This is a genomic window from Shewanella electrica (assembly GCF_022321485.1).
In the GTDB taxonomy this organism is placed as follows: domain Bacteria; phylum Pseudomonadota; class Gammaproteobacteria; order Enterobacterales; family Shewanellaceae; genus Shewanella; species Shewanella electrica.
On record NZ_JAKOGG010000006.1, the window covers coordinates 105,171 to 131,116 of the forward strand.

Below are 25,946 nucleotides of genomic sequence, written 5' to 3' on the forward strand. Positions count from 1 at the left end.
TATGTCGCTGCGTTTAACCATGATTGGCGTGATGCTGCTCGGCATCTCGCTATCTATTGGTATTTCCACGTGGTTGAGTACCCACGATTCTGAGCAACAGATTGAAGAGCTGTTTGATGCGCAGATGCTGCAAAGCGCCAAAATGTTAGAACTGTTTTACGGCGCGCAGCCGAAAGATCATCGTGAAAATTTAGTCGACCATCCGTTGCTGCTGGAGATCACTCCCGCTAAATACGAAACATTTCACCAAGATGCCAATGCCGAGTCGTTAGCGTACGAGCAAAAACTGGCATTTCAAATTTGGAATCCGAAAGGGCAGTTATTAGTCCGCTCCGCCAATAGCCTGCCATCACCGATGACTGAGTTTGAAGTCGGTTATCGTGAAATCACCATGGGGCATCGCTTATGGCATTTATATACCTATTACTCCAAAGCCACCGATGTGTGGATCATTACCGGTCAACGTAACGATGTACGGCAAGAGCTGGTGGACCAGATCATGGGCAACAGTGTGTTGGGGCCGGCGATTATCTTCCCGTTAGTGGCGTTGTTGATGATTTTTCTGTCTTACTGGTTATTTGAGCCAGTGCAGGAGTTGGCTCGGCGGTTGTTGCAGCGTTCTCCGGCGGATCTCACCCCAATCCATATGAAGTTACCCAGCGAGTTGGTGCCGGTACGCGACGCGATGAATGGTTATATTGAGCGCATCGGTGATGCCATGGTGCGCGAGCGTAAGTTTAGCGGCGATGCGGCACATGAGTTAAAAACGCCGTTAGCCATCATCAAGTTGCATCATCAGGGCTTAGAACAGACCAATGATCCACAAGAGTTACAACTGCACCATGCAGCGATTGATAAAGGTATTGTGCAGATTGCGCATACCATCGAGCAGTTGTTATTGCTGTCGCGGGTGGATTCTCTTACTGGGCTAAATGTGGGGCTTGAATCCCCTGAGCAATTGATTAATGAAGTATTAAATGATCTGCTACCCATTATTGAACCGTACGATTGGCAGTTAGATTTTGCACCTGCTTTGAAAGCGCGCGGTGACGGCTTCTATCTCAAACTGGTGTTTAAAAATATTATTGAGAATGCCTGCAAATATTCACAAGGGCATAGCCCGATTAGCATTCGTACTTGGGCAGCAACAGATGAGCAGATGGCGGTAATCCAAGTATTAGACTCAGGCCCGGGGTTGAATGAACAAGATTGTTTGCAGATTAAAGAGCGCTTTTTCCGCGCCGCAGGGGAGAAAGTCTCAGGCTCAGGTTTGGGGTTGTCTATCTGCGCGCAAATTGTTGAGTTGCACCATGGCCGCTTAGATATCCAACCCGGTACACCGCGCGGGTTGGATGTTCGCGTCTATCTGCCATTGGCACAACCCAAATCGAAAGCTTAAACCACACCGGCGCGACTGAGGCGGGCGAGATTAACGCCTTTTAGCGCCGAAATCTGATTCACCAGATGATTCACCTCTTTGGCTTGGCCTTTCAAAATAATGGTTTCAAGGCAGCGGTGGTGATCAATATGCACATGAGTGCTACACAGAATGTGCACTAAGTGATTGTGTTGGATCTCAATTAACTTTTCTGACAAGCCGCGTTGATGATGGTCAAAAATCAGCGTCAGCACGCCGACCACATCCTCAACACTGTCATTCCACTGTTTATCGACAATACGGTCACGAAACAGATCACGAATGTACTCCGAGCGCGATTGATAACCGCGAGAGGCAATATCCGTTTCGATTTCTTCAAATAGTGACTGAGGAAGGGACACGGTAAACCGTTGAATTTCGTCGTTTGCCACGGTAACTCTCCGCCAAATAATGCATCATAGAACTTTACTGTGATAATAAAGGCGCGACTGTGAGACAAATCGCGCCCTTATAAAAGCAAAAACGCGCCAGTTGGCGCGTTTCTTCACCGCAGCTTAGAAGTTCGCGGTACGTGGTGCTCGAGGGAATGGGATCACATCACGGATGTTGCTTACGCCAGTGACGTAAGATACCAAACGCTCAAAACCTAAACCGAAACCAGAATGTGGCACGGTGCCATAACGACGCAGATCACGATACCACCAGTAATCTTCTGGGTTTAGGCCCATCTCTACCATACGGGCATCCAGCGCTTCCAAACGTTCTTCACGTTGTGAACCACCGATGATTTCACCAATGCCTGGCGCCAATACGTCCATTGCCGCGACGGTTTTGCCATCTTCGTTGAGACGCATGTAGAAGGCTTTAATATCTTTTGGATAGTTCTTCACGACTACTGGCGCTTTGAAGTGTTCTTCCGCCAGATAGCGTTCGTGCTCTGATTGCAGGTCAACGCCCCATTCAACTGGGTATTCGAAACTCTTACCGCAGTTTTGCAGAATGGTCACCGCATCGGTGTAATCTACTTGAGCGAAGTCGTTACTGACGAAGCTTTCTAGACGCTCGATAACGGTTTTATCAACGCGTTGAGCGAAGAATTCCAAATCGTCACGGCGTTCGGTCAATACCGCATTAAAGCAATATTTCAGCATTGCTTCTGCTAAGTTGGCGATATCGTCCAGCTCTGCGAATGCCACTTCTGGTTCAACCATCCAGAATTCAGACAAGTGACGGCTAGTGTTAGAGTTTTCGGCACGGAACGATGGGCCAAAAGTATAAATTTTTGACAACGCACAAGCGTAAGTTTCGCCGTTCAACTGACCAGATACTGTCAGGAACGCTTCTTTACCGAAAAAGTCTTGGTCGTAATCCACTTTGCCATCGGCAGTGCGTGGTAAGTTTTCCATATCCAGTGTCGATACACGGAACATTTCACCAGCGCCTTCACAATCTGAAGCAGTGATCAGCGGGGTAGCAACCCAAATAAAACCGTTTTCGTGGTAGAAGCGGTGAATGGCTTGTGATAAGCAGTTACGCACGCGCATTACCGCGCCAATCAGGTTGGTACGTGGACGCAGATGCGCCAGTTCACGCAGATGTTCAACACTGTGGCGTTTAGCGGCCATTGGGTAGGTATCAGGATCTTCCACCCAACCAGTCACTTCTACGTTAGTGACTTGCAGTTCAAAGTCTTGGCCAGCGCCTGGGCTCTCAACCACTTCACCGGTGACAATCACGGAGCAACCAGCCGTTAAGTGCAGCACTTCGTCATTGTAATTGGGCAAGCTATTAGGCACTACGCCTTGGATCGGATCGAAACAAGAACCATCATAAACGGCGAGGAACGAGATCCCAGCTTTAGAATCACGGCGAGTACGAACCCAGCCACGTACCGTGACTTCGCTTCCCACCGGATGCTCACCTTTGAATACAGATGCGACAGATGCAACACTCATTATTGCTTTGAACTCCACTGATATAAAACACTGTCTGTTCTTAGTGTTACTGGCATAACGCCGGTTGAACACCTATTTTGATCACACAGCAAAAAAATTTGGAGGTTCATATTACCTTGCTGGTGGCTTTTCTCAAGCTGAAAAAGGTATTCTTCATGATGATCAAGGATTTTATGCGGCAGGAGTCTTAAATGAACAAGTTGCGCGTGTTGCAATTGTTGTTAGCCGCCTTATCAATTGTTGGCTGGGGTCTAGCTGTTTATGCGCTGCTGATATTTGATGAAGCGCGCCCAGATCGGCAAGTTGGCTATTTTCTCAGCCGTGGTGTGCAGGTAAGACTGCGTTGGGACCCCGTGGCGACAACACATCTAGAACAGATTATCTGGAGTTGTGCAGCCATTAGTTTGCTCAGTTTGTTGGTGAACTGGTATTGCGCCAGCCACAGTCGCATGGGCTATTGGTTCAACATTCCTTTATTGTTGCTGATTTCAATCACGTCTGGGCTGTATCTACGTTTCTTAATCTAACTCATTGGTTAGCTGGCGGCAGAAGGTATCGATTATCGCCGCCGTCGCGCCCCAAATTAACCGCTGCTGGTAAGGGATAAACGTTATCGGCGTCGGTTTTTTCTTGCGTGGAAACCACAAGGTTTTACGGTTTTGCGGCGCCAATAAAAAATCCAGCGGCACACTAAAGCTGTCGGCCACTTCGTTGGCATCCAATATCGGCGTAAATGCTTGGTGTACTAAGCCGACCACCGGTGTAATGCTAAAGCCCGTCAGCGTATTGTGCACCGGCAAGCAGCCGAGCACTTCCACTTGCTGCGGTGCTAACGCGACTTCTTCCCATGCCTCTCTTAATGCCGTAGCAATAATGTCGTTATCTTCAGGCTCTGGTTTACCGCCGGGAAAGGCAATCTGCCCCGGATGCGCTTTTAGGTGCGTCGGCCGCTGTGTCAGCAGTAACTCCACGCCGCGTGGTGTTTGATACAAGGCCAGCAACACCGCCGCTGAGCGCAAGCGTATCCCTTCGGTAGCAACGCGGCGCGGCTGCGGCGAAGCGCTTAAAGCAAAACGGGTACGCAGTTGCGCCAGATTGTCCATGTGCTTATTGATCCGATTGTGCCGATGTTGGCGCTAAGATTGGCAGAATTTTACTCACTTTATCAAACGTTTCTTGATATTCCGCCGCACCTTCTGAATCGGCAACAATGCCGCCGCCCGCCCAACAATAGAGTTGGCCTTGTTGGCCGAGCAGGGTGCGGATAGTAATGCTGCTATCCATGCCACCATCTTGACTGATATAGCCGATGGAGCCGCAATAGATGCTACGGCGTGACGGTTCAAGTTCGTCAATAATCTCCATGGCGCGGATTTTTGGTGCGCCAGTGATGGAGCCGCCCGGGAATGCGCCACGTAATAGATCGCTAGCGTGCAACTGCGGTGGCAATTGGGCGGTAACGGTACTCACCAGATGGTGCACGGCGGGGAAGCTCTCAATATCAAATAACTTAGGCACGCTAACACTGCCTGCGGCGGCCACTTTGCCGATGTCGTTGCGCAGCAGATCAACAATCATCAGGTTTTCGGCGCGGTTCTTCTCCGATTGCTGTAACTCACTCGCCAGTCGCTGATCTTCTGCGCTATCACTTGAACGTGGTGCGGTGCCTTTAATCGGTTTGGTTTCAATCTCACCGCGGTTGCTCAGCTTTAAAAAACGCTCCGGTGAAATCGACAACACGCTGAGGCCATCCCAATGGAAAAACGCCGAAAATGGCGCGCCGTTGCTGGCACGCAGCAGTTGATAGGCTTGCCACTCATCACCTTGATAGCTGGCGCTGAACCGTTGCGTTAAGTTGATTTGGTAACAATCACCGCTGTGTAGGTATTCTTGAATGCGCGAAAACTTGGCTAAATATTGCTGTTGAGTCAGCTGCGTTTGCCACGCTGAGGTTAAGCTGAAACTCAGCGGCGCGGCGGTCGCTGTTGTTATCATCTTAACTAAGCGAGCGGCGAGAGCGGTCAAATCGATGTTGGCATCAGCCGTGACTAACTGCCATTGCTGCCCAAGAGGTTGTTGATTATCGCGGATCAGCGCCCACGCGTAGATACCCGCCATTAGTTGCGGAAATGCCAAATCATCGGCGGCGTGGCTCGGTAGTTGTTCATACTGGCGGCCGAGGTCATAACTTAACGCCATAATGGCGCCGCCGCTAAACGGTAAGTCGCTAGCTAGTGGTTGTGGAAAATACTGCGCTAACAGTTGATGAACCACCGTCAGTGGTTCCTGCGTGGTTTCAGATGTGGCGGTGACCTTGCCTGCTGTATCAAAATGCTGCAAATGGCACAGATTGCTTCCATCTTTAGTCGTAGTCCACACCTTTGCCAGTGGCTCGGCGGCGATGATATCGAAGCGTGCATCGGGATGATTGGCATCGGCGGAATCAAGTAATACCGCATAAGGTAAATACCGTAACGCGCTGAAAACATTGACGGTGTCGAATTGCCATGGCAGCGATAACAGAAAATTATTTGTTGAAACTGAGATGTCGGACATCCTTTTTACAACCTAAAATGTGATGTGGCCCAAACTGTGGTGAGCGGTTATTATAACCGCCAACCTATACCAAGAACCAATCTGCCTTTGGTAACTTCGCGTTATTTAACGTGTTTACTGCCAGTTTTTCGTGCAATGGCAGCTATCTTCATCCCTGATTAATCTGTTGCTGGGGAACAAGGTTAAGCAGAGCAATGAAGGCGAAGGGCAGCGATGCTATGGAGCGCAACCATGTCTGTTATTAAGCAAGCCGACTTCATCGACAGTATTGCCGATGCACTGCAATATATCTCGTATTACCACCCGAAAGATTTCATCGACGCCATGGCCGAAGCCTACGAGCGTGAACAAAACCCTGCGGCTAAAGATGCAATCGCACAAATCCTGATTAACTCGCGCATGTCAGCGGAAGGCCATCGTCCATTATGCCAAGATACCGGCATTGTGACTTGCTTTGTGTATGTGGGCATGGGCGTGCAGTGGGATAAAACCGATATGACCATTCAACAGATGGTCGATGAAGGCACTCGCCGCGCTTATACCAACAGTGATAACACCCTGCGCGCCTCGATTGTTGCCGATCCTGCGGGCAGCCGTAAAAACACCCGCGATAACGCGCCAGCCGTAGTGCACATCTCAACCGTACCGGGCGACCATATTGAAGTGGCGATTGCTGCCAAAGGTGGCGGTTCAGAAAACAAATCTAAAATGGTGATGCTCAACCCATCGGATGATGTGGCGGCATGGGTCGAGAAAACACTACCCACCATGGGCGCGGGTTGGTGTCCACCGGGCATGCTGGGCATCGGTATTGGCGGCACCGCCGAAAAAGCCGCGGTGATGGCCAAAGAAGCCTTGATGGAAAGTGTCGACATTCATGAGCTGAAAGCCAAAGGCGCCGAAACCACTGAAGAAAAACTGCGTTTAGATATCTTCGAGCGCGCTAATAATTTGGGGATCGGTGCTCAAGGGTTAGGCGGTTTAACCACCGTATTGGATGTGAAAATTAAAACTGCGCCAACGCACGCCGCCTCTAAACCGGTAGTGATGATCCCGAACTGTGCCGCTACCCGCCATGTGCATTTTCATCTCGACGGTTCAGGCCCCGCAGAACTGCCAGTCCCATCATTAACTGATTGGCCGGAAATTACCCGTGAAGCGGGCGAAAACACCCGCCGCGTGAATCTGGATACCGTAACCCAAGCGGATATTGAAAGCTGGAATAGCGGCGATACCTTATTGCTATCCGGTAAAATGCTCACTGGTCGCGACGCGGCACATAAACGTATTCAAAGCTTGTTGGAAAGCGGTGAAGGGCTGCCAGCCGGCGTCGACTTCAAAGGCAAGTTTATCTATTACGTTGGCCCAGTGGATCCTGTCGGTGATGAAGTGGTTGGCCCAGCAGGCCCTACGACCAGTACCCGTATGGATAAATTTACCGAGATGATGCTGTCGCAAACGGGCTTGATGGGCATGATCGGTAAAGCCGAGCGCGGCCCTGCAACGGTTGAATCCATTAAACAGCACAAAGCGGTGTATTTGATGGCCGTGGGCGGCGCTGCTTATCTGGTATCGAAAGCGATTAAGAAAGCACGAGTGATCGCCTTCGAAGATCTTGGTATGGAAGCGATTTATGAGTTTGACGTCGAAGACATGCCTGTTACTGTAGCGGTTGACTCGAACGGGGTTAACGCTCACGATACAGGTCCGGCTGTTTGGAAAGTGAAGATCCAACAAGCCAAGGAATAGAGCTTCCTCGAAGGGGCCGCAATGGCCCCTTTTTATTGACTTAAAATAAACTCCTTAAGAAGAGCAATCGATGAAAATCAACAAACTTGGTGTAGCGCTTTTAGCTGCGGGTGTTTCCCTCGCTGCCAGTGCTGCTGATAAAACACCTTTCACTGTGCAAGATCTGGTCAAGCTCAATAAATTGCATTCTGTCGCTGTGTCACACGATGGCAGCAAACTGGTTTACGGTTTGAAAAAGGTAGACGAAGCCGGCAAGGGCGATTCCGATCTTTACCTTCTCGACTTAACCAACAAAGATGCTAAACCTTATCGTCTGACCAGCGCCGCAGGGACTGAACATGACGTTGCATTTAGCAGCGATGATAACAGCATCTATTTTGTGGCAGCGCGCAACGGCAGCAGCCAGCTCTATCAACTGCCACTTAACGGCGGTGAAGCGCGTCAGGTGTCTGACTTGCCGCTTGATATCGAAGGCTACAAGCTGTCAAACGATGGCAAACGTGTGGTGATGAGCATTCGCGTATTCCCTGAATGTCCAACGCTGCAATGTTCGGCAGATAAGTTCAAAGCGGAATCTGAGCGTAAATCGACTGGCCGTGAATACAACCAACTGATGGTACGTCACTGGGATACTTGGTTTGATCATGCGCGTAGCCACCTGATTGTGGCGCCGATTGTTGATGGCAAACTGGGTGACACGGTAGACGTGACTCAAGGCCGCGATACCGAAACTCCGCCAAAGCCGTTCTCAGGCATGGAAGAAGTGACCTTCTCGGTTGACGGCAACTATGTCATTTACAGCGCCAAAGCACCGTCCAAGGACCAAGCGTGGACCACCAACTACGATTTGTGGCAAGTACCTGCAACTGGCGGTGAAACCATCAATCTGACAGAAGATAACAAAGCGTGGGATTCGCAAGCGGTATTTTCAGACGATGGCCGTTATATGGCTTATCTAGCGATGAAACGCCCGGGCTTTGAAGCTGACCGTTTTGGCATCATGCTGCGTGATACGGTTACAGGCCAAACCAAAGAAGTGGCACCGCTGTGGGATCGCAGTCCATCATCTTTGAGCTTTGGTAAAGATAACAACACCCTGTATGTAACGGCTCAGGACGTTGGTCAAGTGTCGGTATTTGCCGTTAATACTCAGTTTGGCGATGTGCGCCCACTGTATAACGATGGTAGCAACAGCCTTATCGGTATGGCTGGCGATCGGCTGATTATTCGTCATTCATCGTTAGTTGAGCCGGGCGATCTGTGGTCCATGAACATGGACGGTCAAGATTTACAACGGCTTACCGATGTAAACCGCGCTAAGCTGGATAAAATCAAGTTTGGTGACTTCGGTCAATTCAGCTTTAAAGGCTGGAATAACGAAGAAGTGTACGGTTACTGGTTGAAGCCAGCGAACTTTGAGCCAGGTAAAAAGTACCCAGTAGCGTATTTGGTACACGGTGGCCCACAAGGGTCATTTGGTAACGGCTTTAGCTCGCGTTGGAACCCAGAGTTATGGGCCGGTGCGGGCTATGCAGTGGTGATGGTCGATTTCCACGGCTCAACCGGTTACGGTCAAGCGTTCACTGATTCCATTTCGCAAGATTGGGGTGGTAAGCCATTAGAAGACCTACAAAAAGGTTTGGCGGCCGCGGCAAAACAGCAAGACTGGATCGACGCCAACAATGCTTGTGCGCTGGGCGGTTCATACGGTGGTTACATGATGAACTGGATCCAAGGTAACTGGAACGATGGCTTTAAGTGTCTGGTTAACCATGCCGGTCTGTTTGACATGCGTTCTATGTATCATGTCACTGAGGAGCTATGGTTCCCTGAGCATGAATTTGGCGGCACTTATGAGCAATCAAAAGATCTGTACGAGAAGTTCAACCCAGCCAACTACGTGCAAAACTGGAAGACGCCGATGTTAGTGATCCACGGTGAGAAAGACTTCCGCGTGCCTTACGGTCAAGGTCTGGCTGCCTTCTCTTATATGCAACGCAATGACATTCCGTCTGAACTGTTGATTTTCCCTGATGAAAATCACTGGATTTTGAATCCAGATAATCTTGAGCAGTGGTATGCCAATGTGTTGTCTTGGATGGATCGTTGGACTGGTAAAACGGCCCAATAACAGCAACATTAGTGACTGGTGGATCTCGTATATACTATAAACACGAGCTTCACCATCCAGCCAAAGCCGATGGAGACATCGGCTTTTTTGTTGCTTAATTCCGCAGTCGTAGTGGTGCTGCCGCAGTTTTGTCAATTTATGTCAGCCCATTAACCTTTGGTTAAGCTTAAGCTCCCTACATTGGACAGCGAGCCAGACAACATTTTGAAAAGAACTGTTTGTTAAATAAAAATAAAATATGTAACCAAAGTGAGTCTTTGGCACGAATAACTCGCCAGATTGTTTGTTTATTTGGCAATAAGTGGCAAACAAAATATCGCTAATTTCAGCTTGGCTCGATGACTACAGTAAAACTGCGTCAACCGCTTAATATTTAACTGATTATCTAGCTTACTAAAGCTTTATTTACATTGGATTTAGTAGTAATTTATTAGAGTTATTTTAGTGCCTTTCTCTTTTTGAAAGTCCCACCGTTTTTGGGGCAAGAATTGTCTGCTAATTCAGAGTTTCCATCTTGTATAAAAGGTCCGTCATCAATGCGAAATAGAATCGGAAAAATCAACGTTTTGGCCCTTGTGGTCTCAATCGGACTGTCCAGTACCGCTTTTGCTAGCGTTAATCCAACTACGCCATTGATCCAAGAGGGAAAAGTCGAGTCAGTTTTGGCGCCAAAATCCGCCGCGATGGAGAAAGACAAGCCAGCAGATGGTGCGATTAAGGCGCAGTTTGCTAAAAGCGGTATCTTTAGCCCTGACACGGTAAAACGTCTCGCCAAAACCTTGTCTGAAAAGCCTTATCAAGCACCGGATGAAACGCTGCCAGCGCCGTTGAACAATATGACGTACGAGCAGTATCGCGATATTCAGTTCCGCCCCGATGAAGCAATTTGGAAAGGCACCAAGTTGCCATACCAGATGCAGATGTTTCACCGCGGTTTTTACTACAAAAGCAAGGTTGAACTTGCACTGGTCAACGGTAATTTAGCTACACACTTGGCCTACAACCCAGAATACTTTAACGCGAATAACGTGTTTAACCAGCCGTTGCCAAAAGGCGATATCGGCTACAGCGGTTTCCGCTTGCACTATCCGATTAAACGTCCTGACTACTTTGACGAACTGCTGGTATTCCAAGGCGCGACTTATTTTCGCGCGTTGGGCAAAAACAATACCTACGGCATTTCCGCCCGTGGTCTGGCGTTGAAAACGGCTGACGCCGAAGGGGAAGAGTTCCCGGTATTTAAAGCATTCTGGATTGAAGAACCACAAGCTGATTCTAATCTCATGGTGATTTATGCACTGTTAGACAGCCCAAGCGTTACTGGTGCATACCGTTTCTCGGTTCGTCCTGGTGACAACACGCAGATGGATGTCGAAGCGGTGCTGTACCCGCGTGTGGATTTGGCGAAAGTTGGCCTAGCCCCAGGAACCAGTATGTATCTGCATTCGCTCAACGGCCGTCAAAACACCGATGACTATCGTCCAGAAGTGCATGATTCTGATGGTCTGTTAATGTTGAACGGTCGCAGTGAACGTTTGTGGCGGCCGCTGGCAAATCCGCGCAATCTGCAAATTTCAGCCTTTATGGATAACGCACCGCAGGGCTTTGGTTTGATCCAACGCCAACGTCATTACAGCGCCTATCAAGATATCAACGCCCAGTATGAAAAGCGCCCGAGCTTGTGGGTTGAGCCGCTGGGTAACTGGGGCCAAGGTTCAGTGGTGTTAACTGAAATCCCTACAGATGCCGAAATTCACGACAATATTGTGATGTTCTGGCGACCAAAAGATACCTTGAAAGCTGGTGGCGAATACCGTTTTGCCTATCGTTTAGTTTGGGGCGAAGAGCCTTCGGTGAAAGCGGGCAATGTCACCGTTGAGCGCACCGCCAGTGGCCGAGCCGATGTGGCTAAGCCAACCCCTAAACGTTTGTTTGTGATTGACTATTCGTTAAATGGCGCACCGCGTCCAGCAGCGATGCCAACCGCGAAAGTTGAAGCCTCCAACGGCGCAATCAGCAACGTGAAGGTTGAAGAAAATCGCCACAATGGTGGTTATCGTGTGAGCTTCCAGTTTGATCCCGCCGACGCTACGGTGGCGGAATTACGTGCCGAATTGCAATTTGCCCAGCCAGCGGTTGAGCCGGTTGATACGCAAGGGATCGGTAAAGTGGAAACTTGGTTATACCGTTGGTCTAAGTAGCAGGAGAGTTACATGGAGTCTCGTTTCAGCCATAGTCTGATTGAAGAGCAACATCCTGTGTTAGAGGGTGGGGCGGCGATGCCGCCCGAAAAGCCGCAGCCGATGCCTGCGCAAGATTTGCGTAAATTGAGTAAAGGATTTCCACGGCAAAGCGTCAATCCTAACGGTGTTAAGTCTAAAGTAAGCCGTCGCCTATTGGTGGTCGGTTCAGCGTCAGCCATTTCGTTATTTGCTATCTACGAAATGTTGCAGGTATTTAGTGTCGCATCGGTGACACCGTTGGAATATCTGGTACTGGCGCTGTTTGCGATTAACTTCTGCTGGATTGCGTTGGCATTCAGTGGCGGTGTTGCTGGCTTTATCAACATTATGTCGCGCCGCTTCAAACCGCGTAGCAATACCACCGAGGAGTTGTTGACCGACAAAGTTGCGGTGTTAATGCCGACCTACAACGAATCGCCAGATCGGGTGTTTTCAGCGGTAGAAACTATGGCAATGCGTCTGGTGGAATACACCAAGGATACCCAAGAGCACCAACAGTTTTCTTGGTTTATTTTGTCTGACACCACCGACCCAGATATCGCCTTAGCGGAAGAACAAGCCTTTTGGTTATTGCGTAAACGAGTGGCGGGCAAGGTTAAGGTTTATTATCGCCGTCGCCGTAAAAATACTGCACGTAAGTCCGGTAACGTCGCGGATTTTTGTACCCGTTGGGCGGGACACTACGAAAGTATGTTGGTGTTAGACGCCGACAGCTTAATGCAAAGCCACTGTATTTTAGAGCTGGCAAAACGGATGCAAGCCGATCCTGACGCGGGCTTGATCCAAACCATTCCGTACTTAGTTAGTGGTGTGACCGTACTAGCTCGTTTGCAACAGTTTGCCGCGCGTTTTTACGGTCCAGTGATTGGTACCGGCTTGGCTTGGTGGGTGCAAAAAGAGGGTAACTTCTGGGGCCACAACGCCATTATCCGCGTAAAAGCGTTTGTGGAATGTGCCGGTTTGCCCACGCTGAAAGGTAAACCACCGTTTGGCGGTCATATTCTGAGTCACGATTTCGTGGAAGCGGCGTTGATTCGCCGTTCTGGCTGGAGTGTGAAAATCGCCGCCGATCTGCCGGGCTCTTTCGAAGAATGTCCGCCATCGATGATCGATATGGCGATTCGTGACCGTCGTTGGTGCCAAGGCAACTTGCAACACAGTCGCATTTTGCCAACTAAGGGCTTGCATTGGATCAACCGCCTGCACTTAGTGACCGGTATCATGTCGTACCTGTCATCACCATTTTGGCTATTTTTGATTCTGTTCGGTTTGGCGCTAGCGTTGCAGGCGCACTATATTCGCCCTGAATATTTTACCGATCAGTTCTCACTATTCCCTAAATGGCCGGTGATGGACTCCGACCGCGCATTGCGGCTGTTTTATATCACTATGGGCATTTTGTTTGCGCCAAAGATCTTTGGTTCAGTCTTGCTGCTGACCGACAGTAAACAGTGCAAACAGCTGGGCGGCCGCCTGAAAGTGTCGGGCAGTATTCTGCTTGAGATCATTATCTCGGCGTTGATTGCGCCCATCATGATGTTTATCCACTGTGGTGCAGTGTTTTCCATTCTGTCTGGACAGGACAGTGGTTGGGCGCCGCAGCGACGTGATGACGGTAGCTTGCCGTGGAAAGATGTGTTGTATCGTCACCGTTGGCACATGATTTTAGGTATTGTGCTAAGTTATTTGGCCTATTTGGATTCATGGATTTTGGTGGCGTGGTTGTCGCCAGCATTGCTGGGGTTGTGGATTGCCGTGCCACTGTCGATGGCAACTGCATCGCAAAAAGTGGGCCGTTGGGTGAAATCGAAAAAACTGCTCGCCACGCCAGAAGAGATTGAACCGCCGCAGCTTATTTTAGCGGCTGCGCAAGCGCGTAAAGCCTATGAAAGTTCGCTGGCACAGATTTGGCACTTGCCAAGTTTGCTTGAACGCCCTGAGCTGATGGAACTGCATATGGCCATTATGGACAAGTTGCCGACGCATATACCCGGTGGTCAGATTGAAGCCTTAGACGCCATTGCGCGAGTGAAAGTACACGAAGCACAGAGTCAGCGACAATTACTCAGCGTGCTAGATAACAAAGAACGCAGCTATGTTTTAGGTAATCCACTGCTGTTGCAGATTATGCAGAAGTTACCTAAAGAACACGCCGATGACGATGTGATCAGTATCTGCTAAGTCTTGTACAACTGCTCACCAAAAATGCCGGATGCTTAATTGCTCCGGCATTTTTTATTGTGGTGAATGTCTAGGGGCTGTTTATCTTTAGCGTTTAATTTTTGTTCAAATCAAACGCGTTATGAACGAGGCGCGGCCTGCGACGCTTAGTCAGCAAAGATATATAGCCCCTAAGAATAAGCGTGATCAAGCCAGCGCTTTAGTGCGTGGGGTTTGCTAAGTTAACCGATAGCGATTAAATTAAACAATCGTTTGAATTTGCTGAGGTTAACCCATGAGTTCATATCACGCACCAACCGACGAGATGATGTTCCTGCTGCAACAGGTGTTCGACGCACCTTCCGTGTGGCAAACCCTGCCTGCCTTAGCCGATAACATCGATATCGACACCGCCGCAGCAATTTTGGAAGAAGCCGCCAAAATCAATGGTGAGTTAGTGGCACCGCTCAATCGTACTGGCGATGAGCAAGGTGTCAGATTCACTGGCGGTCAAGTGTTTACGCCTGATGGTTATCGCGATGCTTATCGACAATATGCTGAAGGTGGTTGGGTCGGTTTGTGTGGTGAACCCGAGTTTGGCGGCATGGGTATGCCCAAAATGCTCGGCGTACTGGTAGATGAACTCGGTTACAGCGCCAATAATGCGTTTAACTTATACGGCTCATTAACCGCTGGTGCGGCGCTGTGTATTCACGCTCATGGCGATGACGAACTCAAACAACGTTTCCTTCCCGGTTTATATTCCGGCGAATGGGCAGGCGCCATGGATATGACCGAACCGCAAGCTGGTTCCGATCTACGCTACATCAGCACTAAGGCTGAGCCTCAAGCGGATGGTAGTTATTCAATCAGTGGCAGTAAGATTTTTATCACAGGTGGCGATCATGATTTAACCGCCAACATTATCCATTTAGTGCTGGCAAAAATTGCCGGTAGCGACGGTATCTCATTGTTCGTCGTGCCTAAAATCAAAGTGGATGCTGCTGGCAACTGCACTGAGGCCAACGGCGTCAGTGCTGGTGCCATCGAACATAAGATGGGGCTTAAAGCGTCTGCCACTTGTGTGATGAATTACGACAATGCCGAAGGATTTTTGGTTGGCCGTGCCAACCGCGGCTTAGTGTGTATGTTCACCATGATGAACTACGAGCGCCTGTCGATCGGTATTCAAGGGCTGGGCAGCGCGCAAGCGGCATATCGCATGGCGGCAGATTATGCCAAAGAGCGCCTGCAAGGCAGCGATAGCAGCAACGCGCAGCAACAAGCGCCAATTATTGTCCACGGCGATGTGCGTCGTATGCTGCTCAATTGTCGCTGCTTAACCGATGCGGGCAGGGCGCTGGCGGTGTTCACTGGTTTACAGTTGGACTTAGCCAAATATAGCCAAGACGAGGCCCAAAAAGCCTATGCCACCAAGCTGGCGGCATTACTTACTCCAGTGACCAAAGCGTTTCTTACCGACCGCGGCCTAGAATGTGCCATTAGTGCGCAACAAGTGTTTGGTGGTCATGGTTATATCCGCGAAACCGGCATTGAGCAGTGGGTACGTGATACGCGTATTGCACAAATATACGAAGGCACCAATGGCATTCAAGCGATTGATTTCTTGGGGCGTAAGTTAGTGGCGGATAGGTTGGTGACGATTACTGAGTTGTTTAACCAGTTGTCGTTGCAGTTGGCGCAAAGCAGCGATGTACCATCCCATCTGATTGCGCAGCAACAAACCATGCAGGACGACTTTTTAGCGGCAATGCATGAGGTGATGGCAGCCAAAGATGACGATAGTAACCTGATCAACGCCGTGGCGGTGGATGCGTTGGACGCTTTTGGCTACCTGATGTGCGGCTATTTCTGGTTATTGATGCAACAAACCGCGAAACAACAGCAATCAACTTTGCCTGAAGCATGGGTGACTGGCAAATCACAATTGGCAGAATACTATTTTGCCCGTCTTGCGCCACGTTTTGCCATGCACTTAGTCAGTGTTCGAGCGGGTTCAACGGCAACGATGCAAGTGGATATCGCCGCATTTTAATGGGGTTTAGTCGTGCAGTGAGCGGCTAAGTGGCTCACTGCTGCGATTGGTTTGCTGCCGAGCTTGGCGGTGCCAGTTTAGGCTGGTTTTTAGCTTTGCTTGTTGCTGCCGCCGCAATGGCGCTTGGCTTAGTGAATTGTTTAATTAATTGCTTCAGCAACGGTGGCGCCAGTGTCGCCGGATGATATTGATTGGCGGGTAAGCCGGTTTCGAGCAATACAAACGGGTACAACTTAGCGGTATCATCCTCGCCAATTTGAATATATCCCGCCAAATTATCCACCCCGGTCATACTGCCGGTTTTCGCGCGGATCTTGCCGCGCAACTGCGGATTCACAAAACCGCGCTTAAATTTGAGCGTGCCATTGTAGCCAGACAACGGCAGCGCTTTAATCAGCCATTTCAATTCGTCATCACGCTGTAGCAGCAGCAGTACCGAAAACAGTTGTTCGGCGTTAACTTGGTTGTAACGCGATAACCCAGAACCATCGATAATATTGGCGTCGGTCATATCTACGCCCAAGCCACTCAAGGTCTGTTTCAGCGCTTGCGCACCATATTCAAAGCCATTGTGCTGAAACAGCTGCTGGCCCATGCGTTTTAGCACGGCATCGGCAATCAAGTTGTCAGACTTGGCCAACATCTCGGTCAGTAGCAGTTGCAATGGCATTGATGGGAATTGGCTGATTAAGGTGGCGTGTTCGATGCTGGCTGGCGCGACTTTAATATCACCCGCTAGCTGAAATGTGTTGCCGATTTGCTGTTTAATTTGCGCTTGAATATAGGCGGCGGGATCTACAATCGCCACCTGCAATGGCAGTGGGTCTTTCATCTGGTAACAGCCGGTAAGCTGATACCGATTGCCTTGCGCATGGCCTAGATGCAGCTTACACAGTGCACTGGGGGCGGTGGGTTGGTAACTGGCGCTGTTATCTATGGTTAACGGATAACTTAAATGTACGCGGCTAGGGTAAATCTGCGCGCTAACCTGAGTTGCCTCTTTTCCCTTAGGTTGAATGCTGGTGACGGAACCCTTAACACAATTCCTATCGAGGATCAGTTTGCCCACTGGCGCCGCAAAACACACACCGAGATCATCCCACAACCAACCCGCGCCCCATTTAGGGCTGTCATCATCAGCCAGTAAAATCACATCGCCACTGACTTCGGTAATGCCCGCTTTGGGCACCTCTGCCATCAAGCGCCCCAGTTGCTCGCTGGTTAAGCGTGGATCGCCATCGAATTTCAGCAGCAGGTTACCGTTAAGTTTGGTGCCTTCGCGTTGGCCTTGATAATACAAGCCGGTGCTAAACACAAAATCAGGCCCTAGCACCTTGGTGGCGGCCACCGCGGTAAACAGTTTTAGGGTGCTGGCGGGCAGTTGGAGTTGTTGGCTGTTGTGGTCAATCAGCCGTTTGCCGCTGGGATCAGCCACAATCAGAGAGACGTTGGTGTTGTTGGGTTGCAGTGTTTGCCAGTCAACATCACTATTGGCTGCATACGATGCAAAACCTAGCGCACATAGCATCACACTTAACAGGAATTTGCTGACTGGTTGAGACAGAAAAACGTGGCGGGGTTGCATCATGATGAGCCTAACTCGGCAAAGGATTATTCATCGGCGTCATCCGACACCATCAAGCGATAAAGTTTCAAAGTGACAAATACCACTAAGATCAGAAACAGTGGCATTACCATCGCGCCTAACCAATCTTTAAAATGGAAGATGCCCCAAGCGGCGCCCAATGTCGCCAGCAGTGTAAACAGTAGCTCTTTTTTCATCAATAAACCTTATTATCACGCATTTTTCTGCGCACTATTTTGCCCGCAGTATAACCCGCTGCGCCAGTGATGGCGGGTATTTATCAGCGCAAAAGTAACAAATTGGCGATTAATAAAGCAAATTGCGCCCTTGGCTTAGCGGTTCGAGGAGAAAATTCTTGCCGATGGGGTTACAAGTCGGTAAGTTCTTATCCCTTATTTTGGCAGCAGCGTTTTGCTGAGCAAGTGATATAAGTTCCCTTGGTGGAATTATAGACAGGAGGATATCTTGCTGGACCATTCTGGCGGCATTGCCATTGCCCCTGAGAATATACATTGGTTGTTAACGCCGGTGCATTTCAGGGAAACACTGCTTGAGCAGATCAAGCAAGCACAAAAAGTCATCTATATTGCAGCGCTATATTTAGAAGATGACGATGCTGGACGTGAGATCCTCGACGCACTGTTAGCTGCCAAAGCAGCCAATCCTCAGCTTGATATTAAAGTCTTGGTTGATTTCCACCGCGCTCGCCGTGGCCTGATTGGTCAAAAAGGCGATAGCGGTAACTATTTGCTGTACCGTAAATTGATGCAACAAGCCGCTGCGCCGTTTGCTATTTACGGTGTGCCGGTTAAGTCGCGCGAATTTTTAGGGGTGTTACACCTCAAAGGCTTCATTATTGATGACAACGTCATCTATAGTGGCGCCAGCCTCAATAACGTGTATCTGCAAAAGCAGCAACGTTATCGTCTAGACCGTTATTATTTGATCAACTCGGCTGAATTGGCCGCCAGCATGATCGATATGATCGACCAAGATATTCTGGCCGATGAAGCGGTAGTTAAACTCACTGACGACAACTGCTGCAAACCCGATAAAAACCAACTGCGGGCATTCAAGCAACGTCTAGCGCATGCGTCTTATCGTTTCCGAGCTAAACACAATGGCTTGCGAGTGACGCCGTTGGTGGGCTTGGGGCGCAAGAGCAACAAGCTCAATAACGCAATTTTAGAATTGGTGAAATCATCGCAGCGCGAGATGTTCATCTGTACGCCATACTTTAATCCACCATATTCGTTGGCGCGGGCAATCAGTCGCCAGCTGCGCCGCGGGGTGAAGATTGACATTATCGTTGGCGATAAAACCGCTAACGATTTTTATATTCCACCAGAAAAACCGTTTTCTACCATTGGTGCGCTGCCGTATCTGTACGAGCAATCACTGCGTAAGTTTATGAAGCGGCAACAGTGGGCTATCGAAAAGGGCTTGCTGAATGTCTACTTGTGGAAACACGACGATAATAGCTTCCACCTCAAAGGCATTAGCGTGGATCATCAGCAACATCTGCTGACTGGCAGTAACCTCAATCCCCGTGCTTGGGCGTTGGATTTGGAAAACGGCTTGTTAGTGCATGATGAGCAACAACTGCTGAAAGATAAGTTTGTTGAAGAACAGCAACGCCTGTTGGTGCACGGCCATAAGTTAAGCCATTATCGCGCGCTGGATACGCTGCAACAATATCCAGCACCGGTGAAGAAGATCCTTAACCGAATCCGTCGCTTAAAAGCGGATTTGTTGCTGCGACGCATTCTGTAACTAATCAGGTACACAAAATTGCCGTTAGACGTTGAAGTTAACTGCGCGACTGCCGCGCAACAACCGCCTCATGCGGTGCATCGCTTGTTTGACTATCGGCAATCACTGGCTACGCGGCCTTATGCGTCGCGTGGCAATAAGGTGCTACGTTGTCGCCGTTGCATGCTGCCACAAACGGTATGCACCTGCGCTTGGCGTAAACCGTGCGAGTCAAATGCCGCCTTTGCTTTGGTGATGTACGATACCGAAGTGCTTAAGCCAAGTAACAGTGGCCGGTTGATCGCCGACCTCATCCCCGATACTCACGCGTTTTTATGGTCGCGCACTGCGCCCGATGCAGGGTTATTGGCCTTGCTGGCCGATCCGCAATATCAAGCTTATCTGGTGTTTCCAGCAGAATACGCGCTGGAACAACAGCAAGTGGTGCCGCAACTGCCAACCACAAGCGACGACACTAGTGCGAAAAAGCCGCTGTTTATTTTGCTTGATGGTTGTTGGCGCGAAGCGGTAAAGATGTTCCGCAAAAGTCCGTATCTGCACCATTTGCCAATGTTGTCGTTCAGCCCAGAGAGCATCGCCCATTATCGACTGCGCAAAGGGCAGCGGGATTTCCAATTGGGGACGGCAGAAGTTGCCGTATTGACCTTGCAAGCCTGTGGTGAGCAAGCCAATGCTGACGCACTGTCAGATTGGTTTAACCTGTTTGTGGAATGTAGTTTGTTGGGGCGTAGCCACAATAAAACAGCATCACTGGACAGCATTGCCGCGTTGCGCACTATCGTCGCACAACGCTAAGCGACGCTAAGCATAAGCAACGTTAGGCTTTAGTTGTGTGTTTCAAAATGTCGCCCACTAACTGGTGGGCCATCTTAATATCCCGTTCGCCCAACTGCGCCACACCATCCAACAACCACTGTTTTAATTTTTCATCTTGTTGATTACCCAATTGCGCCATGGTTTGCAGCACACGTTGCTTCAACGCTTGGGTTTGATGTTCATCAGCACTTTGCTGTTGTAAGCCGATACGTTGCTCGGAGCGCTTCATGCCAAGTTCGTAGCAATACACCATCACCGCTTGCGCCAAGTTGAGTGAGGGATAATCACCTGCCAACGGCACGTAACTGTAAAGATCGCACAGTGCCAAATCGGTATTCGATAAGCCGCTAGCTTCGCAACCAAACACAATCGCCACGCGTGATTGCGGCTTGTTGGCTAACAACTGTGCCAGTTCATCTGGGCTGTGGAAGGTATGCGGGCTACTGCGATCGCGCGCGGTGGTGGCCACTAACAGATCGAACTCATCCCGCAGCGACGCTAAGCTGTCAGCGGTACGAATGTTGGTTAATACATCCTCTGCACCGCAGGCGACCCATTGCGCTTCCTCTTCGGTGTGCGCTTGCGAGTCCACCACAATCAACTCGCTAAACCCTTGGGTTTTTAATGCGCGTGCCGCCGCGCCAACGTTAGCCGCGCGGGCAGGGCGTACCAAAATAAAACTCAATGACATGACAGCTCCTTATTTTTGCCGCCACATTATAAAAGGGTTTAGCAGAAAAGTGCTGCCTGTTTCGCAGCCATTCGGGGCAAGCGTGCGAAAAATATTGTCGCCTGGTGCTGGGTTTTCCGTGCAGTGAGTTTGCTTTTTGTTTGAAACTAGAATAGTTTGACTATCAAGTTAATTGATGTTCAAACTAAAACGGATATCTTCATGGCTCAGCAATTTCATACCACTGCACGTTGGCAGCAACCACACAACTTTAGTCACGTCAACGAAGGCGGTGAACGTAGCACTAAGTTGGTATTAGTATTAACCCTGATCACTATGGTGGCCGAGATCACCGCCGGTACCATCTTCGGTTCGATGGCGCTGTTGGCCGATGGTTGGCACATGGGCACCCACGCGGCAGCATTTATGCTGACCTTGTTTGCCTATTCTTACACCCGCAAGCATGCCAACAACCCACGCTTTACTTTTGGTACGGGCAAAGTCAGTGTGCTCGGCGGTTTTACCAGTGCGGTCGCACTCGGCTTAGTCGCAATTCTGATGCTGATTGAATCGGTCATGCGCTTGCTGCATCCAGAGAATATTCAATTTGACCACGCCATCTTGGTGGCGGTGATTGGTTTGATTGTGAATATTGTCAGCGTGTTTTTGCTCAAAGATAACCACGGCCATCACCATCATGGTCACGATCACGACCATCACCACCACGATGACCACAATCTAAAAGCGGCCTATTTCCACGTATTAGCCGATGCGTTGACCTCGTTGCTGGCGATTGGCGCCTTGGTAGCGGGTAAATATGCGGGACTGACCTGGTTAGATCCATTGATGGGCGTTGTGGGCTCAATAATTATCAGCCGTTGGGCGTGGGGATTAGTTAAACAAACTAGCCCGATTTTGTTAGACGCCTCAGTAACTCCAGCACTGAGCCAACAGATTGTTGCCAAGATTGAAGCGGAGCATGACCACAAGGTGATTGATATTCACGTGTGGCCAGTCAGCGCCGACAATCATGCTGCAATGGTCACGTTAGTTAGCCATGAGCCAAAATCAGCGGATTATTACCATGCGCTGCTGGCCGATATCACTCAGATTGACCATCTCACGGTGGAAGTGAATCGCTGTGACGACTGTCACGAAGCTGACCACCCACGCCATAGCTGTTGCCAGCAAACTGCGCTGCATGACCATGACCATGACCATGACCATGACCATGACCATGACCATGACCATGACAATGACCATGACCACGATCATGAGCATCACCACCATCATCACGGTCATCATCATTAAGGTAGGGCAGTTATATGGCGAGTGACGTAATTCAGCAGCAGATCAACCATGCAATTATTGAGTTTTATGAGCGGCTATCCTCATGGGAGCAAAGCGTGGTGCGCGATCAAGGCGTATCGCTAGCGCAGATCCATGCGGTGGAAATTCTCGGCGCTAATGGCCCGTTGCGCATGAAAGACTTAGCCGACAAACTCGGCGTTACCACTGGCACCTTAACGGTGTTAGTGGATCGCTTGGTAAAAAATGGTTTAGTTGAACGGCAGACTACTGAGGGCGACCGTCGCGCGGTGGCAGTGAACTTAACCGCCAGCGGCCAGCAGATGTTTGCCGAACATGATCAGCTACATCTGCAGTTAACCAAAGAGATGACCGCAGCGCTGGATGCGACCGAATGCCAGCAGTTTTTGAGTTTTCTTGAGCGCATTAACCGCGCGTTTTAGCGCGGTGAGTTGCCACCTAAAATAATATTAATCTGACGGAAAAACCTCTTAAGCAAACCTTAAGTCCTCAAAGCTAAAAATAATGCGTTGATTGTTAACCTATCGATGTATATAGGATGCTTACAGGACTTCAGGTGCTTAAATCGCTCTCGGTAAACCGCGTCACATTCTTGCTGGCGCTATTCTTTGTGATGGTGTTTAACTTGCCGTTCTTTGCGGTGGTTAAACGCGGTCTTGAACACCAAGCGCACATTGACCCACTCTTTGTCGCCACGATCCCAGTATTCTTAGTCGCCATATTGGCGGCACTGTTTTCGCTGTTTAGCTTCCGCTATCTGCTCAAACCGTTTTTCATTGTGCTGATCTTACTGTCATCCAGTGTATTTTTTGCCGCGTTTAAATATGGTGTGGTGTTCGATACCGGCATGATTGAAAACACCTTTGAAACCAACAGCTCAGAGGCGATGACCTATCTCAATTGGGCGTCGATACTCAATTTTGTGCTTACCGGTTTATTACCATCGTTACTGTTGCTCAAGGCCGACATTGCTTATCGTCCGTTTGGCAAAGAGCTACTGCGCAAACTGTATTTCATCGTGGGTAACGTGCTTGTGGCAGGCGCTATCGCGTTTATCTTCATGCAAAACTACGCTTCCTTTCTCCGTAACAACATGGAAATTAAGCGTTATTTGGTACCCAGCTACTTTGTTGGCTCAGCGATAAAGTATATCGACCAACATTACCTGCAAGCGCCGTTGGTGTATAAACAGTTAGGCTTAGATGCGAAAGCTGAGCCGATTGCACCGCAAAGCAAGCCGCAGTTGTTAGTCATGGTGGTAGGTGAAACCGCGCGGGCGATGAATTTTCAATACTACGGTTATCAACGCGCCACCAATCCTTACACCCAGCAATACAACTTGCTGGCATTTGATGATGTGCAGTCCTGTGGTACCGCCACGGCGGTATCGCTGCCGTGCATGTTCTCGCGTATGAATCACAGTGATTACGATGGCCGCCGCGCCAGAGCGCAGGATACGGTGGTTGACGTGCTTGATCACGCTGGTATCAATGTGTCGTGGTTTGATAATGACAGCGGCTGCAAAGGTGTGTGCGATCGTGTGAGCAATACCGTGATTGACGTTAATATGGATTCGGCACTGTGTGACGGCAAATTCTGCAAAGATCAGGTGTTGGTTGATGCGCTGAAACAAGCATTGGCACAACCCGCTAAAGACAATAGCAACCGCTTAATTGTATTGCATCTTATCGGCAGCCACGGCCCAACTTACTATCTGCGTTATCCAGCGGAACAGCAGCAATTTATGCCAGATTGTCCTCGCAGTGACATTCAAAACTGTAGCCGCGAGCAGTTGATGAATACTTACGACAACACCATCTTGTATACCGATTACATCTTGTCGCAAGTGATCAGCACCTTACAGGCGCAACAGCAGTATCAACCAGCAATGATGTATATGTCTGATCACGGCGAATCTTTGGGCGAAAAGGGGTTATACCTGCATGGCACGCCTTATAATTTCGCCCCTAAAGAGCAAACCACCGTACCTTGGCTGGTATGGCTGCCCAACGATTTTGCCAGCGCCAATGGCCTGCAATCTCAATGCCTGCGCGGCTTAACAGCACAGCAGGGCATCAGCCACGACAATCTGTTTGATACCTTGTTAGGCATGTTCAATGTGCATTCGCAAGTGTACCAAGCGGATAAAGACTTATTTGCCCACTGCCGCAGCTAGCGGCCTTGAGCAGTGAGGGCTGACAAATTCACCGTGCGGCGAGGGCTTGCCGCACCTGCCAAATATCTATTCGCTAACGAGTTAGCCGTGTGACGCTAAGCTAACTCTCGCACGCCTTGATTGACCAATATTGAGTAATGCTTCAGAGTGGCTAGCATTAGCCGCTCACAACATGGATTGGACAGAGTTAAATATGGAGAGTGCACTGCTAGTTGTATTCGTTTGCATCGTACTGTTGGTCGTTATTCAACTTTTCACCAATAAATCGCATCAAGCCCAATACTCGTATCAATCAACGCAATTTTTGCTGACCAAAGCCGAACGCTCTTTTTATGGTGCATTAGTCCAAGCAATTGGTAATGACGCCTTGGTCTTTGCCAAAGTGCGCATAGCTGATGTGCTGGTGCCTAAATCTGGCATGAATCGCACCAACTGGCAGCGAGCATTTAATAAAGTGTCCGCAAAGCATTTTGATTTTGTGTTATGCCGTAAAGACGATTGCTCATTCATACTCGCCGTTGAACTGGATGACGCCAGTCACAACACCAAAAAAGCGCAGCAACGTGATGAATTCGTCAATAGCGCCTGCGCCTCAGCTGGGTTTTCGTTACTCAGGATTAAAGCCGCCAGAGCTTATGTTATTGCCGATCTTAGACAGCAGGTTAACGATGTCATCAACACGTCCGACAGCATCACAAACGGCGAGGTTATCATCGCGCCAGAAGCATATAGCGATGTACCCGCGGTAAATGAGGCCGAGACTGCACCGCATATTCAGACTGAACAAAAAATTGATGAACTCACGCCAAGAACATGCCCTAAATGTGGTGAAGTGATGGTGTTGAGAACAGCTAAATCAGGCAGCAATGCTGGAAACGAATTTGGGGATGCAGTGCATTTCCTAAATGCCGTTGTATTGTGGAGTAAGGTTGCCTCTTTCAGAGTTACAGGGCTAATTGAGCCAATTTAAGTAATGTCGCAATGTGGTATATTGTTAAATCCGCATTTTCATTAGTCAATCACATAGTCATTTTAAATATCCCAATGAAAGTACTCATATTTTCAATTTTGATGGTTATATTCAACGTCTTGAATGGTTTCGCTTTTGGATTCTATGCGTTCGGAGATGAAAGCTCCCCTAGTACGGTCAGTATGATTGCAAAGGACTGTATATCTTTCATGATTTGCATTGTCCTTTTTGCATTGCTGTACATAAAATCTAAGAATCATTATGTATTGAATTGCCTTCTGGTGTACCTGTTTAGTGAAGTTTTTGGCTATTCCATTACGTATTTGATAACGGGTGAATTATTCTTGTCTCAGACACTTCTGATTGACATCGTGGAGTTAGCTTTAGGTATATATGTCG

Annotated in this window: 20 protein-coding genes; 13 read left to right on the top strand and 7 right to left on the bottom strand. The window is 49.2% G+C overall.

Annotated features, from left to right (window positions below; genetic code table 11):
• Position 1 precedes the first annotated feature (1 nt).
• Complete coding sequence (locus tag L9G74_RS11030; RefSeq protein ID WP_238896391.1) at positions 2-1,399, top strand: ATP-binding protein; 1,398 nt, start codon at positions 2-4, stop codon at positions 1,397-1,399.
• Here the strand turns inward: L9G74_RS11030 and nikR are convergent.
• Both nikR and asnS read right to left on the bottom strand, forming a co-directional pair.
• On the bottom strand, positions 1,396-1,809 hold the full coding sequence (gene nikR, locus L9G74_RS11035; RefSeq protein WP_238896392.1) for a nickel-responsive transcriptional regulator NikR: 414 nt from the start codon (positions 1,807-1,809) through the stop codon (positions 1,396-1,398). The two genes, L9G74_RS11030 and nikR, sit on opposite strands and share 4 nt — an antisense overlap.
• Positions 1,810-1,932: 123 nt before the next feature.
• The gene (gene asnS, locus L9G74_RS11040; RefSeq protein ID WP_238896393.1) at positions 1,933-3,333 is read right to left on the bottom strand and encodes an asparagine--tRNA ligase; all 1,401 of its coding nucleotides are present in this window, start codon (positions 3,331-3,333) and stop codon (positions 1,933-1,935) included.
• Positions 3,334-3,524: 191 nt separating this feature from the next.
• Here asnS and L9G74_RS11045 point away from each other — a divergent pair, with 191 nt between their 5' ends.
• The gene (locus L9G74_RS11045; RefSeq protein ID WP_238896395.1) at positions 3,525-3,860 is read left to right on the top strand and encodes a hypothetical protein; all 336 of its coding nucleotides are present in this window, start codon (positions 3,525-3,527) and stop codon (positions 3,858-3,860) included.
• Here L9G74_RS11045 and L9G74_RS11050 read toward each other — a convergent pair.
• Positions 3,852-4,436: a CoA pyrophosphatase gene (locus tag L9G74_RS11050; RefSeq protein ID WP_238896396.1), complete on the bottom strand. Its 585-nt coding sequence runs from the start codon at positions 4,434-4,436 to the stop codon at positions 3,852-3,854. The two genes, L9G74_RS11045 and L9G74_RS11050, sit on opposite strands and share 9 nt — an antisense overlap.
• A gap of 4 nt (positions 4,437-4,440) precedes the next feature.
• A complete protein-coding gene (pabB, locus tag L9G74_RS11055) occupies positions 4,441-5,889 on the bottom strand; it encodes an aminodeoxychorismate synthase component I (RefSeq protein ID WP_238896398.1) in 1,449 nt (482 codons plus the stop codon).
• A gap of 231 nt (positions 5,890-6,120) precedes the next feature.
• Between pabB and L9G74_RS11060 the strand changes: the two genes are divergently transcribed.
• The 5 genes from L9G74_RS11060 (at position 6,121) to L9G74_RS11080 (ending at position 16,228) form a co-directional block, all read left to right on the top strand.
• Complete coding sequence (locus L9G74_RS11060) at positions 6,121-7,638, top strand: fumarate hydratase (protein ID WP_238896400.1); 1,518 nt, start codon at positions 6,121-6,123, stop codon at positions 7,636-7,638.
• 70 nt (positions 7,639-7,708) lie between these two features.
• Positions 7,709-9,769, top strand: coding sequence for a dipeptidyl-peptidase 5 (locus tag L9G74_RS11065; RefSeq protein WP_238896401.1), 2,061 nt, complete (start codon positions 7,709-7,711; stop codon positions 9,767-9,769).
• 536 nt (positions 9,770-10,305) lie between these two features.
• On the top strand, positions 10,306-11,970 hold the full coding sequence (locus tag L9G74_RS11070; protein WP_238896402.1) for a glucan biosynthesis protein G: 1,665 nt from the start codon (positions 10,306-10,308) through the stop codon (positions 11,968-11,970).
• 12 nt (positions 11,971-11,982) lie between these two features.
• Positions 11,983-14,193 carry a glucans biosynthesis glucosyltransferase MdoH gene (gene mdoH / locus L9G74_RS11075; RefSeq protein WP_238896404.1) on the top strand — a complete coding sequence of 737 codons (2,211 nt, stop codon included), beginning with the start codon at positions 11,983-11,985 and terminating at the stop codon, positions 14,191-14,193.
• Positions 14,194-14,467: 274 nt separating this feature from the next.
• Positions 14,468-16,228, top strand: a complete 1,761-nt coding sequence (locus tag L9G74_RS11080; RefSeq protein WP_238896406.1) for an acyl-CoA dehydrogenase family protein — start codon at positions 14,468-14,470, stop codon at positions 16,226-16,228.
• Positions 16,229-16,262: 34 nt separating this feature from the next.
• Here the strand turns inward: L9G74_RS11080 and dacB are convergent, their stop codons facing one another.
• Both dacB and L9G74_RS11090 read right to left on the bottom strand, forming a co-directional pair.
• Entirely contained in the window at positions 16,263-17,816 is a 1,554-nt protein-coding gene (gene dacB / locus L9G74_RS11085) for a D-alanyl-D-alanine carboxypeptidase/D-alanyl-D-alanine endopeptidase (protein WP_238896407.1), read from the bottom strand.
• Positions 17,817-17,839: 23 nt separating this feature from the next.
• Entirely contained in the window at positions 17,840-18,010 is a 171-nt protein-coding gene (locus L9G74_RS11090) for a hypothetical protein (protein ID WP_238896408.1), read from the bottom strand.
• Between the two features lie 268 nt (positions 18,011-18,278).
• Here L9G74_RS11090 and pssA point away from each other — a divergent pair, with 268 nt between their 5' ends.
• Both pssA and L9G74_RS11100 read left to right on the top strand, forming a co-directional pair.
• The gene (gene pssA / locus L9G74_RS11095) at positions 18,279-19,586 is read left to right on the top strand and encodes a CDP-diacylglycerol--serine O-phosphatidyltransferase (RefSeq protein ID WP_238896409.1); all 1,308 of its coding nucleotides are present in this window, start codon (positions 18,279-18,281) and stop codon (positions 19,584-19,586) included.
• An 18-nt stretch (positions 19,587-19,604) separates the two neighbouring features.
• Positions 19,605-20,381, top strand: coding sequence for a tRNA-uridine aminocarboxypropyltransferase (locus L9G74_RS11100; protein WP_238896410.1), 777 nt, complete (start codon positions 19,605-19,607; stop codon positions 20,379-20,381).
• Positions 20,382-20,403: 22 nt separating this feature from the next.
• Here L9G74_RS11100 and L9G74_RS11105 read toward each other — a convergent pair whose 3' ends face one another.
• Complete coding sequence (locus L9G74_RS11105; RefSeq protein ID WP_238896411.1) at positions 20,404-21,093, bottom strand: tRNA/rRNA methyltransferase; 690 nt, start codon at positions 21,091-21,093, stop codon at positions 20,404-20,406.
• Positions 21,094-21,294: 201 nt separating this feature from the next.
• Here L9G74_RS11105 and dmeF point away from each other — a divergent pair, with 201 nt between their 5' ends.
• From dmeF to L9G74_RS11125, 4 genes are all read left to right on the top strand, one after another.
• Positions 21,295-22,383: a CDF family Co(II)/Ni(II) efflux transporter DmeF gene (gene dmeF / locus L9G74_RS11110; protein ID WP_238896412.1), complete on the top strand. Its 1,089-nt coding sequence runs from the start codon at positions 21,295-21,297 to the stop codon at positions 22,381-22,383.
• 14 nt (positions 22,384-22,397) lie between these two features.
• Positions 22,398-22,823 (top strand): MarR family winged helix-turn-helix transcriptional regulator, encoded by a 426-nt coding sequence (locus tag L9G74_RS11115; protein WP_238896414.1) that lies wholly within the window; start codon positions 22,398-22,400, stop codon positions 22,821-22,823.
• A gap of 116 nt (positions 22,824-22,939) precedes the next feature.
• Positions 22,940-24,577, top strand: a complete 1,638-nt coding sequence (locus L9G74_RS11120; RefSeq protein ID WP_238896415.1) for a phosphoethanolamine transferase — start codon at positions 22,940-22,942, stop codon at positions 24,575-24,577.
• Positions 24,578-24,749: 172 nt separating this feature from the next.
• Complete coding sequence (locus L9G74_RS11125) at positions 24,750-25,547, top strand: DUF2726 domain-containing protein (protein ID WP_238896416.1); 798 nt, start codon at positions 24,750-24,752, stop codon at positions 25,545-25,547.
• The last annotated feature ends 399 nt before the right edge of the window (positions 25,548-25,946 follow it).